The sequence below is a fragment of the Streptomyces sp. NPDC007808 genome, assembly GCF_042868655.1.
Classification (GTDB): Bacteria; Actinomycetota; Actinomycetes; order Streptomycetales; family Streptomycetaceae; genus Streptomyces.
The window spans coordinates 177,447-189,561 of the sequence record NZ_JBIAEQ010000002.1 but is presented as its reverse complement, the minus strand read 5'-3'; the positions used below and the strand labels follow the sequence as shown (position 1 = coordinate 189,561).

12 protein-coding genes and 1 riboswitch are annotated in these 12,115 nt (G+C 69.3%); of the genes, 9 read left to right on the top strand and 3 right to left on the bottom strand.

Annotation, left to right across the window (positions count from 1 at the left end; all coding sequences use genetic code 11):
* Nucleotides 1-8: 8 nt before the first annotated feature.
* Entirely contained in the window at nucleotides 9-410 is a 402-nt protein-coding gene (locus tag ACFYNL_RS07085) for a hypothetical protein (protein ID WP_388797943.1), read from the bottom strand.
* A 145-nt stretch (nucleotides 411-555) separates the two neighbouring features.
* On the opposite strand from ACFYNL_RS07085, the gene ACFYNL_RS07080 reads away from it, so the two are divergent.
* The 6 genes from ACFYNL_RS07080 (at nucleotide 556) to ACFYNL_RS07055 (ending at nucleotide 7,683) form a co-directional block, all read left to right on the top strand.
* Nucleotides 556-1,176, top strand: coding sequence for a heme-copper oxidase subunit III (locus ACFYNL_RS07080; RefSeq protein ID WP_388797940.1), 621 nt, complete (start codon nucleotides 556-558; stop codon nucleotides 1,174-1,176).
* A gap of 79 nt (nucleotides 1,177-1,255) precedes the next feature.
* Nucleotides 1,256-2,068 (top strand): c-type cytochrome, encoded by an 813-nt coding sequence (locus ACFYNL_RS07075; protein ID WP_388797936.1) that lies wholly within the window; start codon nucleotides 1,256-1,258, stop codon nucleotides 2,066-2,068.
* Nucleotides 2,065-3,114, top strand: a complete 1,050-nt coding sequence (locus ACFYNL_RS07070; protein ID WP_388797933.1) for a Rieske 2Fe-2S domain-containing protein — start codon at nucleotides 2,065-2,067, stop codon at nucleotides 3,112-3,114. Before ACFYNL_RS07075 ends, ACFYNL_RS07070 begins: the two co-directional genes overlap by 4 nt.
* The gene (locus tag ACFYNL_RS07065) at nucleotides 3,111-4,748 is read left to right on the top strand and encodes a cytochrome bc complex cytochrome b subunit (RefSeq protein ID WP_388797930.1); all 1,638 of its coding nucleotides are present in this window, start codon (nucleotides 3,111-3,113) and stop codon (nucleotides 4,746-4,748) included. Before ACFYNL_RS07070 ends, ACFYNL_RS07065 begins: the two co-directional genes overlap by 4 nt.
* A 141-nt stretch (nucleotides 4,749-4,889) precedes the next feature.
* Nucleotides 4,890-5,954: an anthranilate phosphoribosyltransferase gene (gene trpD / locus ACFYNL_RS07060; protein ID WP_388797927.1), complete on the top strand. Its 1,065-nt coding sequence runs from the start codon at nucleotides 4,890-4,892 to the stop codon at nucleotides 5,952-5,954.
* 74 nt (nucleotides 5,955-6,028) lie between these two features.
* Nucleotides 6,029-6,145, top strand: a riboswitch (SAM riboswitch).
* A 170-nt stretch (nucleotides 6,146-6,315) separates the two neighbouring features.
* Nucleotides 6,316-7,683 carry an aminotransferase class V-fold PLP-dependent enzyme gene (locus tag ACFYNL_RS07055; RefSeq protein ID WP_388797924.1) on the top strand — a complete coding sequence of 456 codons (1,368 nt, stop codon included), beginning with the start codon at nucleotides 6,316-6,318 and terminating at the stop codon, nucleotides 7,681-7,683.
* Between the two features lie 259 nt (nucleotides 7,684-7,942).
* Here ACFYNL_RS07055 and ACFYNL_RS07050 read toward each other — a convergent pair whose 3' ends face one another.
* Nucleotides 7,943-8,224, bottom strand: a complete 282-nt coding sequence (locus ACFYNL_RS07050) for an Lrp/AsnC family transcriptional regulator (protein WP_019758354.1) — start codon at nucleotides 8,222-8,224, stop codon at nucleotides 7,943-7,945.
* Complete coding sequence (locus ACFYNL_RS07045) at nucleotides 8,221-8,979, bottom strand: rhomboid family intramembrane serine protease (protein ID WP_388797921.1); 759 nt, start codon at nucleotides 8,977-8,979, stop codon at nucleotides 8,221-8,223. The genes ACFYNL_RS07050 and ACFYNL_RS07045 overlap by 4 nt, the downstream gene beginning before the upstream one ends.
* 166 nt (nucleotides 8,980-9,145) lie before the next feature.
* Here ACFYNL_RS07045 and ACFYNL_RS07040 point away from each other — a divergent pair, with 166 nt between their 5' ends.
* The 3 genes from ACFYNL_RS07040 to ACFYNL_RS07030 all read left to right on the top strand — a co-directional run bounded on the left by ACFYNL_RS07040 (nucleotide 9,146) and on the right by ACFYNL_RS07030 (nucleotide 12,014).
* On the top strand, nucleotides 9,146-9,385 hold the full coding sequence (locus tag ACFYNL_RS07040; protein WP_031483293.1) for a hypothetical protein: 240 nt from the start codon (nucleotides 9,146-9,148) through the stop codon (nucleotides 9,383-9,385).
* Nucleotides 9,386-9,424: 39 nt separating this feature from the next.
* Nucleotides 9,425-10,768: an NYN domain-containing protein gene (locus tag ACFYNL_RS07035; RefSeq protein ID WP_388797917.1), complete on the top strand. Its 1,344-nt coding sequence runs from the start codon at nucleotides 9,425-9,427 to the stop codon at nucleotides 10,766-10,768.
* A 211-nt stretch (nucleotides 10,769-10,979) separates the two neighbouring features.
* The gene (locus ACFYNL_RS07030) at nucleotides 10,980-12,014 is read left to right on the top strand and encodes an NlpC/P60 family protein (protein WP_388800482.1); all 1,035 of its coding nucleotides are present in this window, start codon (nucleotides 10,980-10,982) and stop codon (nucleotides 12,012-12,014) included.
* The last annotated feature ends 101 nt before the right edge of the window (nucleotides 12,015-12,115 follow it).

The following is a 12,115-nucleotide window of genomic DNA, read 5'->3' as shown; positions in this document are numbered from 1 at the left end:
TCCGGCCCCTAGGCGCTCTGCAGCCTCTTCGTACGCAGCAGGGAGGCCAGCGCCCCCGCGAACTCCACCGGCTCCACAGGCAGCGTCACGGCCGCCTCGGCCCGGCTCCACGTGGCCAGCCACGCGTCCTGCGGCCGCCCGATCAGCAGCAGCACCGGCGGGGCGTTGAACACCTCGTCCTTGATCTGCCGGCAGAGTCCCATGCCCCCCATGGGCACCGCCTCGCCGTCCAGGACGCAGACGTCGATCCCGCCCTTGTCCAGCTCCTTGACGACGGCGGCCGCGGTCGCGCACTCCACGAACTCCACGACAGGGACATCCGGGGCGGGCCTGCGCCCCGTCGCCAACCTCACCTGCTCGCGGGTGTTGGAGTCGTCGCTGTAGACCAGCACCGTGGCGGTCGGCTGCATTGTTCCTCCGTGACGTCAGCGTCGTAAGGACAGGCCTGTTGCGCCGGATGCTACTCCCTTGAACACCACGTCAACACCGGTATGAACGGGGAAGACACTCCGAACGGCACCCCCCGGAGTGAGGGCGGGATAAGCGACCGACATAATGTCGGTCGTGGCGACAGCAACGACAGTAGACAAGGGTCACGCGCACCCGTCGGTCAACCGACCGAACCTCACCAGCGTCGGAACCATCATCTGGTTGAGTTCCGAGCTGATGTTCTTCGCGGCCCTCTTCGCGATGTACTTCACCCTGCGATCGGTGACCGGGCCCGACTTCTGGTCGGAGAAGGCCGACGCCCTGAACTTCCCCTTCTCGGCGGCGAACACCACGATCCTGGTGCTCTCCTCCCTCACCTGCCAGCTCGGCGTCTTCGCCGCCGAGCGCGGTGACGTGAAGAAGCTCCGGGGCTGGTTCATCGTCACCTTCGTCATGGGAGCGATCTTCATCGGCGGTCAGGTGTACGAGTACACCGAGCTGGTCAAGCACGAGGGCCTCTCGCTCTCGTCCGACCCGTACGGCTCGGTCTTCTACCTGACCACCGGCTTCCACGGCCTGCACGTGACGGGCGGCCTCATCGCCTTCCTGCTGGTCCTCGGCCGTACGTACGCGGCCCGGAGGTTCACGCACGAGCAGGCGACCGCCGCGATCGTCGTGTCCTACTACTGGCACTTCGTCGATGTCGTCTGGATCGGCCTCTTCGCCACGATCTACATGATCAAGTAGCCGGGCCCGATCCGGCGCGCGTTCCACAACGCACATACCAGAAGCATCGACGCAGAAGATCCTGACACCGGGGTAATCCGTGAAAAAGCTCTCCGCACGACGACGCCATCCGCTGGCGGCGGTCGTCGTCCTACTCCTCGCGCTGGCGTGCACGGGGGGGCTGTACGCCGTGTTCGCGCCCGCGGACAAGGCGCAGGCCGAGGAAACCGCCCAGTCCCTCACCATCGAAGAGGGCAAGAAGCTCTACGCCGTCGGCTGCGCCAGCTGCCACGGAACCGGCGGTCAGGGCACCTCCGACGGTCCGAGCCTGGTGGGCGTCGGCGCCGCGGCCGTCGACTTCCAGGTGGCGACGGGCCGTATGCCGGCCGCCACCTCCCAGGGCGCCCAGGTCCCGCGGAAGAAGAACATCTACTCGCAGGCCGAGATCGACCAGCTCGCGGCGTACATCGCCTCGCTGGGCGCCGGCCCGGCCGTCCCGACCGAGGAGCAGTACGGCCCCGAGGGAGCGGACATCGCCAAGGGCGGCGACCTCTTCCGCAACAACTGCGCCCAGTGCCACAACTTCACCGGTAAGGGCGGCGCGCTGACGCACGGCAAGTACGCGCCTTCGCTCGAGGGTGTCGACCCGAAGCACATCTACGAGGCCATGCAGACCGGCCCGCAGAACATGCCGTCGTTCCCCGACACCACGCTGTCGGAGCAGAACAAGAAGGACATCATCGCGTACCTGCACGCGGTCAACAGCGATGAGACGGAGAACCCCGGCGGCTTGGAGCTGGGCGGCCTCGGGCCGGTCAGCGAGGGTCTGTTCGGCTGGATCTTCGGCCTCGGCGGCCTGATCGCCGTCGCTGTGTGGGTCGCCGCTCGGACCGCAAAGGCCAAGAAGTCATGAGTAGCCAAGACATTCCAGAAGAGAACCTGCCGGCTGAGCAGGACGCCCACGTCGCGCTGGCGGACGAGAAGGACCCCTTCGCCGACCCTGGTCTGCCGCCGCACGAGCACCGGATCCAGGACATCGACGAGCGGGCCGCCAAGCGGTCCGAGCGTACGGTCGCCCTGCTGTTCACGCTGTCGATGCTGGCCACCGTCGGCTTCATCGCCTCGTTCGTGGCGATCCCCGTCGACAAGTCGGTCTTCATCTTCCCGCTGGGCCACATCAGCGCGCTGAACTTCGCGCTCGGTGTGACCCTCGGCCTCGCGCTGTTCTGCATCGGCGCGGGTGCGGTCCACTGGGCCCGCACCCTGATGTCCGACGTGGAGGTCGCGGACGAGCGGCACCCGATCCAGGCGTCGCCCGAGGTCAAGGCCAAGGTCATGGCCGACTTCAAGCAGGGCGCCAAGGAGTCCGCGCTGGGTCGCCGCAAGCTGATCCGCAACACCATGTTCGGTGCGCTGGCCCTGTTCCCGCTCTCCGGCGTCGTGCTGCTGCGTGACCTCGGCCCGCTGCCCGGCACCAAGCTGCGCCACACCATGTGGTCCAAGGGCAAGCTGCTCGTCAACATGAACACCAACGAGCCGCTGCGTCCCTCGGACGTCGCGGCCGGCTCCCTCACCTTCGCCAAGCCGGAGGGCCTGGAGGAGCACGACCACGGCTTCCAGAACGAGATCGCCAAGGCCGCCCTGATGATCGTCCGGCTCCAGCCCGACGACATCAAGGACAAGCGCGAGCTCGAATGGTCGCACGAGGGCATCGTCGCGTACTCGAAGATCTGCACCCACGTCGGTTGCCCGATCTCCCTGTACGAGCAGCAGACGCACCACGTGCTCTGCCCCTGCCACCAGTCCACCTTCGACCTCTCCGACGGTGCCCGAGTGATCTTCGGCCCGGCCGGTCACGCCCTGCCGCAGCTGCGCATCGGCGTGAACGACGAGGGCTACCTCGAGGCGCTCGGCGACTTCGAAGAGCCCGTCGGTCCTGCATTCTGGGAGCGCGGATGAGCACCACCGAGAAGACAGAGTCCCGCTCGCGCGGGAAGGCACCGGCCGGCGAGCGCGTCGCCGACTGGGCGGACGGCCGGCTCGGGATCTACTCCCTGGCCAAGGCCAACATGCGCAAGATCTTCCCCGACCACTGGTCGTTCATGTTGGGTGAGGTCTGCCTCTACAGCTTCATCATCATCATCCTCACGGGTGTGTACCTGACGCTGTTCTTCCACCCGTCGATGAACGAGGTGGAGTACCACGGCAGTTACGTCCCGCTCCAGGGACAGCTGATGAGTGAGGCGTTCAGCTCGACCCTGCACATCTCCTTCGACGTGCGCGGTGGTCTGCTCATCCGGCAGATCCACCACTGGGCGGCGATCATCTTCCTCGCCGGCATGTTCGTGCACATGATGCGCGTCTTCTTCACCGGCGCGTTCCGCAAGCCGCGTGAGATCAACTGGCTGTTCGGCTTCCTGCTGTTCGTCCTGGGCATGTTCACCGGTTTCACCGGTTACTCGCTCCCGGACGACCTGCTCTCCGGCACCGGTGTCCGCTTCACCCAGGGCGCCATCCTGTCCGTGCCGATCGTCGGTACGTACATCTCGATGTTCCTGTTCGGCGGCGAGTTCCCGGGCACCGACTTCGTGGCCCGCTTCTACTCGATCCACATCCTGCTGCTGCCGGGCATCATGCTCGGTCTGGTGGTCGGCCACCTGATCCTGGTCTTCTACCACAAGCACACGCAGTTCGCGGGTCCCGGCAAGAGCAACAAGAACGTCGTCGGCATGCCGCTGCTGCCGGTCTACATGGCCAAGGCCGGAGGCTTCTTCTTCCTGGTCTTCGGTGTCATCGCGCTCATCGCCGGCATCGCGTCCGTCAACCCGATCTGGGCCCTGGGCCCCTACCGGCCCGACTACGTGTCCACGGGCGCCCAGCCCGACTGGTACATGGGCTTCGCCGAGGGTCTCGTCCGCGCCATGCCGGGCTGGGAGATCAACTTCTGGGGTCACACGCTCGTCCTGGGCGTCTTCGTCCCGCTGGTGCTGTTCGGTCTCTTCCTCGCCGTGATCGCCCTCTACCCGTTCATCGAGTCCTGGGTCACCGGTGACAAGCGCGAGCACCACCTGCTCGACCGCCCGCGCAACGCCCCGACCCGTACGGCCTTCGGTGTCGCCTGGGTCACCGGGTACATGATCATGCTGATCGGTGGTGGCAACGACATCATCGCCACCCACTTCCACCTGTCGATCAACGCGGTCACCTGGTTCGTCCGCATCGGGTTCTTCGTCGGACCGGTCATCGCCTTCGTCGTCACCAAGCGGATCTGCCTCGGCCTGCAGCGCCGGGACAAGGACAAGGTGCTGCACGGTCGCGAGTCCGGCATCATCAAGCGCCTGCCGCACGGTGAGTTCATCGAGGTGCACGAGCCGCTCAGCCAGGACGCGCTGCACACCCTCACCGCGCACGAGCAGTACAAGCCGCTCGAAATCGGCCCGACGGTCGACGAGAACGGCGTCGAGCGCAAGGTGAAGGGCTCGGAGAAGCTGCGCGCCAAGCTCAGCGAGTCGTACTTCGGCGAGGACGGTCAGATTCCCAAGCCGACCGTCGAGGAGTACAAGGAGATCACGAGCGGCCACGGCCACCACTGATCGCTGCGCACGCCACGGCAGAAGGGCCCCGTCCGGTCTTCGGACGGGGCCCTTCTCCGTGTCCCGCGGCTGGATAGGGTGGACCTCGTCGAGACTCGTGTCCCGGGGGCCGGGACACCACAACTGACCCTGGAGCGGCTTATGAGCGCTGTGACCCCCGCTGGAGGCGACACCGCGGCGGGCCGTTCCTGGCCCGAGGTGCTGAGCGCGCTGCTCGGTGGACAGGACCTGAGCGCCGGCGACACGGCCTGGGCGATGGACCGCTTCATGAGCGGTGAGGCCTCGGACGCGCAGATCGCCGGATTCATGGTGGCGCTGCGGGCCAAGGGCGAGACGGTCGAGGAGGTCAACGGCCTCGTCGAGGCGATGTACGCCCACGCGCAGCCGCTGCACATCCCCGGCCCGGCCGTGGACATCGTCGGCACCGGCGGGGACCGGGCCAAGACGGTCAACATCTCGACCATGTCCGCCATCGTGATCGCGGGCGCCGGGGCGAAGGTCGTCAAGCACGGCAACCGGGCGTCGTCCTCGGCGAGCGGCTCGTCCGACGTGCTGGAGAAGCTCGGCATCAACCTGGACCTGGCGCCGGAGGGCGTGGCCAGGGTGGTGGAGGAGGCCGGGATCACCTTCTGCTTCGCGGCGAAGTTCCACCCCTCCATGCGGTTCGTCGGTGGCGTACGGCGGGACCTGGGCATCCCGACCTCGTTCAACCTGCTCGGCCCGCTGACCAACCCCGCCCGGGTCACCGCCTCCGCCGTCGGCTGCTTCGACACCCGGATGGCGGGGCTCATCGCCGGCGTTCTGGCCGAGCGCGGCTCGTCCGCGCTGGTCTTCCGCGGCGACGACGGCCTCGACGAGCTGACGACGACGGCCACGTCACGGGTGTGGGTGGTGCGCGACGGCAAGGTGACCGAGGAGGCGTTCGACCCGCGCGAGGTCGGTATCGAGCTGGTGCCCGTGGAGGCGCTGCGGGGCGCGGACGCGTCGTACAACGCGGAGGTCGCCCGCCGCCTCCTGGACGGCGAGCCCGGTCCGGTGCGGGACGCCGTCCTGCTCAACTCGGCCGCGGCGCTGGTGGCGTCGGAGCCGACGGACGCTCCGCTCGCCGAGCAGATCCGGCTCGGGATGGCGAGGGCGGCGGAGTCGATCGACTCCGGGGCGGCGAAGCGGACGCTGGAGCGCTGGGTGGCCGCCAGCAACGCGTAGCGGGGCTCGGGGGATGTCCCGCGATCCGGACACGGGTTGCGGGACATCGATCACTTCACGTACGTTCCTGTTCAGGTCATGAGTGACAGTCATGAGGCCCCGGCCGACTGTCCGGCAACCCTCCGTCCGTGGCGGGGTGCCCCGGGTGAAGACCAGGCCGCAGGCAGCGAGGTCTGCGGCAAGCGCGGACCCCTTCGATCAGCCAGGGGTCCTGGTCGTCGAGGAGCCTTCCGTGAGCAAGCGAATGCGATAGGGCCGCAGAGCCCCGCCTCCGCGTTCCTTTTTCGTTCCCTTTTCCTTCACCGCGTCGAGCCCTGCGGGTTCCGCGGCGAATCTCGTCTGCCTTCACGGGAGTTGCGCCATGTCCGTCTCCACCGTTGCCGCCGCCCAGTCCGTTTGTGCCCCGCTGCCTGTTCTCGGCAGGGATGTCACCGTCCCGCTCGTCACCGGCGGCGAGGTCACCTACGCGGCGCTCGACTACGCCGCCAGCGCGCCCGCCCTCCAGCGCGTCTGGGACGATGTCGCCGCCTACGCGCCGTACTACGGCAGCGTCCACCGGGGCGCCGGGTACCTCTCCCAGCTGTCCACCGACCTCTTCGAGAACGCCCGGCGCACGGTCGGCGAGTTCCTCGACTGCCGGGACACCGACCAGGTCGTGTTCACCCGGTCCACCACCGACTCGCTCAACCTCCTCGCCGCCGCCGTCCCCGCCGACTGCCAGGTGTTCGTCTTCGAGACCGAGCACCACGCCGCGCTGCTGCCCTGGCGCGGCGCCCTCGTCACCTACCTCGACGCGCCCCGCACTCCGCGCCAGGCCGTGGAGACCCTGGAGCGCGCCCTAGCCGACCGCGACCCGTACGGCCCGGCCCTGGTCTGCGTCACCGGCGCCTCGAACGTCACCGGTGAGCTGTGGCCGGTACGGGAGTTGGCGGCGGCGGCGCACGCGCACGGTGCCCGGATCGTGCTCGACGCCGCCCAACTCGCCCCGCACCACCCGGTGAGCGTGCGTGATCTGGACGTCGACTGGGTCGCCTTCTCCGGTCACAAGCTGTACGCGCCGTTCGGGTCCGGCGTCCTGGCCGGGCGCGCCGACTGGCTGCGCGAGGCCGAGCCGTACCTCGCGGGCGGCGGTGCCAGCCGCACGGTCACCCGGCGCGCGGACGGCGCAGTCGACGTGCAGTGGCACGACAGTGCCGCCCGGCACGAGGCCGGCTCCCCGAACGTCATCGGCGCCTACTCCATCGCCTCCGCCTGCAGGGCCCTCACCGAGGCCGGTTTCGACGAGCTGGTCGCCCGCGAGCGGTTCCTGATCGAGAAGGTCCGCGCGGGCCTCGCCGAGGTCCCGGAGGTCCGGGTCCTGTCCCTCTTCGGCGACGACGCCCCGCGCGTCGGCGTGATCTCCTTCGTGGTCGCCGGCTGGAACAGCTCGCACTTCGCCGCCGCGCTCTCCGCCGAGTACGGCATCGGGGTGCGGGACGGCCTGTTCTGCGCCCACCCTCTCGTCCGCACGCTGCTCGGCAGTGACCCGCAGACGCAGGGGGAGTGCGGCGCGCCCGAGGCGGCCCCGGGTGAGAAGTCCCTCAACGCCGTCCGCGTGAGCTTCGGCGCGGGTACGCCGGACGAGCACGTGGAGCGGTTCGTACGGGCCGTGAAGGAGCTCGTCGCGGACGGGGCGAAGTGGAACTACCGTACGGAGGACGGGCGTTGCGTGCCCGACACGTCGGCGTGAGCCTGCGGATCGGACGCCCTGGCGTGCGTGCCCGGCTCCGCGGACAGCATGCCGCGGCGGGCTCCACGCCCGGCACCTCCTGCGTGCCCTCGCCGGGCGTGCCCGCCGGGGCCGGCACCGGACGGCCGGGGAGCTCGGCACGCGGGGCCGCGCAGGTCGGCACCCTGCCGCGGGGCGTCCGGTGGGCCAGGGTGCCCTCGGCGGTGATCACCAGGCACTCTTCGGCCGGGAGTGCGGGGCCCGGGCGCCCCGGCTGCCGTCAGCTGTCCAGGCCGATGGCGAAGGCGGCCTCCAGGTCGTGCTGCGAGTAGGTGCGGAAGGCCACGTGCGTGTCCGTCCCCTCCACACCGGGGATCTTGCTGATCCGGCCGGGGATGACCTCGGCGAGGTCCTCGTGCTGCTTCACCCGCACCATGGCGATCAGGTCGTAGGTCCCGGTGACCGAGAAGACCTCGCTGACGTTCTCCAGCGCGGCGATCGACTCCGCGATCTCGGGAATCCGGTCCACGCTGGTCTTGATGAGGACGATCGCGGTGATCACGGCTGGTTCTCTCCCTCGGGGGCCGGAGCAGGGGCGGCACTCACTTTAGTCGTACGGCCGAATCGGGCCCACGCGTAACCGAACCCCACCCCGAACCCGACCAGGTGCGCCAGATACGCCACCCCGGGCCCCTGGTCCGCACGCCCCGCCGCCACCCACTGCAGGGCCGCCCAGAAGGGCAGCACGACCCACGCCGGGAAGCGCAGCGGCAGGAAGAGCAGGAAGGGCAGCAGGCTTGTGACGCGTGCCGCGGGGAAGAGGAACAGGAACGCGCCGAGGACCGCTGAGATCGCCCCGGACGCGCCGACCAGGGACTGCGTGGAGTCGTCGTTGGCGGCCGCGTAGCCCAGCAGGGCCAGGTAGCCGCAGCCGAGGTAGAAGAGCGTGAACTGGAGGCGGCCCATCCGTTCCTCCGCCATCACCCCGAAGACGTAGAGGAAGAGCATGTTGCCGAGCAGGTGCACCCAGCTTCCGTGGACGAACAGGGCCGTGGCGGGGGTGAGGGCGGCCCGGGGCGCGCCCTCGAAGAGCTCTGCGGGCACCACGCCCCAGCGGTGGAAGTAGGCCCGCTGCGCCGCGAGCAGCCCGTCGCCGACGCCGTACCCCGGATTCAGCCCCGCCGCCGGCCCGATCAGGAAGATCAGGCAGCACACGGTGATGAGCCCGTACGTCACCGGCGCCGGCGACCGCAGTACCGTTCGGCCGGCCCTGCCGAACCGAACTCCGAAACGCGCCACGCTCCAGTTGCCGATCATGAATACAGAGCATGACGTAACGGGACGCAGGCGCACAGACCGCCTCGCCGCCCGGGACGGACGGGCGGCGGGTACCCGCCAGGCCGTAGGGTTACGAGCCACACGCACCGGTGAGTCCGGGGCGTCGCGGACAATAGAAGACCTAGAAGGAAAGAGCACGCTCACGATGACGGTTCCCCTGCCGACCGCCACCACGCGGTGGCGCTGCACTCTCTGCGGCAACCTCACGCGCTTCGACGTGACGCGCTCGTCCAGGGTCGTCGAGTACGTCCACCTCGATCTGGCCGGCGAGCCCAAGGTCGAGGAGCGCGAGGTGCTCAGCGAGACGATCGAGTCGGTGCGCTGCCGCTGGTGCAACGCCGTGGACAAGGTGGAACTCGTGGACAGGCCGGGCGCCGGCTCCTGACGATGGGGGAGGGCCCGCACAGAAACTGGGGTGTGACGGATGGTGGAGACACAAGGCGGGGGGCCGGGCGACGGCGCCGCTGAGGTGCTCGACCGTCCGCTGCCCGACGGTGTACGGCGCAAGGTCGTGCAGATCGTGTCCGACGGGTTCGGCGGGCTGACCGTAGGTGAACTGCCCGCACAGCTGCGGCAGTACGCCCGGTTCGCCCCGAACCGGCGGGCCAAGTTCGCAGGCAACGCCATGGCGGCGGCGCTGGAGACCGATCCGCTGTTCCGGCAGCGCATCGGGGAGAAGTTCAGAGAGGCCCAGCCGGAGCTCTCCGGCGCCCTGGAATCCGGCTCGGCGCCTGCGGCCGCGGACCCGCTCGACGTGGCGGCCGCGGCCTATGTTCTGCGGCCCGCCGGCTGGGTCAAACTGGTCACCGCGGCCGGCGAGGAGGCCCAGCGGGCCGACGCCGAGCGCGCCGACGAGGAGAGCCGCGCCGAACTGGAGCGGCTGCGCGAGGAACTCGCCCACGCCCGCGAGCACACCCGGCACGAGACCGAGCGGCTGCGGACCGAGCTTGAGGCGGCCAGGAAAGAAGCGGAATCGCTGCACCGGAAGCTGCGCTCCGCCCTCAGCGACGTCAAGCGCGGCGAGGCCGCCCTGCGCAAGGCCCAGGGCGAGATCGAGGCGGTGCGGACCGAAGGGCATACCCAGATCTCCGCGGCCGAGAGCGAGAGCCGGCGGCTCAAGGCGCGGCTCGCGGAGGCCGAGGCCGCCCTGGAGGCCACGCGCAAAGCAGCGCGCGAGGGGCGCAGTGTCGAGGACATGCGCGTCCGGTTGCTCCTCGACACCCTTCTGGACGCCACCCAAGGGCTGCGCCGTGAACTGGCGTTGCCGCCGGTCTCCGTGCGCCCCGCCGAGACCGTGGACGCGGTCGAACCGGGACGAATGACCCCGAAGGACATCGCCGCGCGGGCGTTGTCCGAGAACGACCCCGCGATCCTCGACCAGTTGCTCGCCCTGCCGCAGGCGCATCTCGTGGTCGACGGGTACAACGTCACCAAGACCGGCTATCCCCAGATGCCCCTGGAGAAGCAGCGGTTGCGGCTGCTCGGCCAGCTCTCGCAGCTCGCCGCGCAGACCGGCGCCGAGGTGACCTGTGTCTTCGACGGTGCCGAGCTGGTCGCGCCGGTGCTCCTGGCCCCGCCGCGCGGGGTGCGGGTGCTGTTCTCCAAGCCCGGAGTGACCGCCGACGAGTTGATCCGCCAGCTGGTGCGCGCCGAGCCGCCGGGGCGTCCGGTCATCGTCGCCTCGACCGACCGCGAGGTGGCCGACGGGGTGGCCCGGGCGGGAGCGCGGCCGGTGGCTTCTGCGGTGCTTCTCAAGCGACTGTCCTGAAAGCGCCAACCTGCGTGCGCGATGCCCGAATTGAGGGGACTGTCGCGCAACGTAGGGTCAGGCGGGCCTCACTCCATGTGAGTTGTGTGTAAAGAATGCAGTGTGTGACGAGAAAAATCGTGTGAGGATTTGATCTGATCACAAGAGGGTCACTAGGGTCTGGCGTCGTACCTCCGAGCGGGTGATCACTCACAAGAAGGGTTTCACCTCCGTGGCGTCCCACCGTCGACCCAAGCAGCCGAGCCGAGCACGTGTGACTGTGCTGACCACCGCCGCCGCTGCCGCCGTGGCCATCAGTTCGCAGGCCGCCAACGCGGCCCCCAGCGAGAAGCCGAGCAAGGACGAGGTCAAGGCAAAGGTCGACAAGCTCTACGAGCAGGCCGAGCAGGCCACCGAGAAGTTCAACGGGGCCAAGGAGAAGCAGGAGAAGCTCCAGAAGGAGATCTCCACCATCCAGGACAACGTCGCCCGCGGCCAGGAGGAGCTCAACGAGCTGCGCGACGCGATGGGCCTCGCGGCCGCCGCCCAGTACCGCACGGGCAGCATCGACTCCTCCCTCCAGCTCTTCCTGTCGTCGAACCCGGACGACTACCTGGACAAGGCGTCCACCGCCGACCAGCTCAGCGCCCAGCAGGTCGACTCGCTGAAGAAGATCCAGGCGAAGCAGCGCGAACTCGCCCAGCAGCGTGCCGAGGCCGCCGACAAGCTCAAGGACCTCTCCTCCACCCGCACCGAGCTGGGCAAGAAGAAGAAGGAAGTCCAGGGCAAGCTCGCCGAGGCCCAAAGGCTCCTCAACAGCCTGACCGCCGCGGAGAAGGCCGCCCTGGCCGCCGAGGAGGAGCGCGCCAGCCGGTCCGCCGCCGACCGCGTGGACCTGGGCGACACAGGCTCCGCCTCCGGCCGGGCCATGGCCGCCTTCCAGGCCGCCCAGAGCAAGATCGGCTCGCCCTACGTCTACGGCGCCACCGGCCCGTCCTCCTTCGACTGCTCGGGCCTGACCTCCTGGGCGTTCGCCCAGGCCGGCGTCTCCATCCCGCGCACCTCGCAGGCCCAGGCCAACGCCGGGACGCGGATCTACAGCCAGTCCGAGCTCAAGGTCGGCGACCTGGTCATCTTCTACGGCGACCTGCACCACGTCGGCTTCTACGCGGGCAACGGCCAGGTGCTGCACGCTCCCCGCACCGGCACGGTCGTGCGCTACGAGTCGATCAACAACATGCCGTTCCAGTTCGGCGTCCGTATCTGACCCCCGCCGCACGGCCGCAAGATCAACTCGACGTGCCGCCCGAACGAGGGAATTACGGCACCCCCGACTGACCCCACGCCCCGCCCATGACCTGCGTCATA

Coding starts and splice junctions, on each gene's coding strand:
- ACFYNL_RS07085 (WP_388797943.1), bottom strand. CDS start 410: ATGCAGCCGACCGCCACGGTGCTGGTCTACAGCGACGACTCCAACACC.
- ACFYNL_RS07080 (WP_388797940.1), top strand. CDS start 556: ATGTCGGTCGTGGCGACAGCAACGACAGTAGACAAGGGTCACGCGCAC.
- ACFYNL_RS07070 (WP_388797933.1), top strand. CDS start 2,065: ATGAGTAGCCAAGACATTCCAGAAGAGAACCTGCCGGCTGAGCAGGAC.
- ACFYNL_RS07065 (WP_388797930.1), top strand. CDS start 3,111: ATGAGCACCACCGAGAAGACAGAGTCCCGCTCGCGCGGGAAGGCACCG.
- trpD (WP_388797927.1), top strand. CDS start 4,890: ATGAGCGCTGTGACCCCCGCTGGAGGCGACACCGCGGCGGGCCGTTCC.
- ACFYNL_RS07055 (WP_388797924.1), top strand. CDS start 6,316: ATGTCCGTCTCCACCGTTGCCGCCGCCCAGTCCGTTTGTGCCCCGCTG.
- ACFYNL_RS07045 (WP_388797921.1), bottom strand. CDS start 8,979: ATGATCGGCAACTGGAGCGTGGCGCGTTTCGGAGTTCGGTTCGGCAGG.
- ACFYNL_RS07040 (WP_031483293.1), top strand. CDS start 9,146: ATGACGGTTCCCCTGCCGACCGCCACCACGCGGTGGCGCTGCACTCTC.
- ACFYNL_RS07035 (WP_388797917.1), top strand. CDS start 9,425: ATGGTGGAGACACAAGGCGGGGGGCCGGGCGACGGCGCCGCTGAGGTG.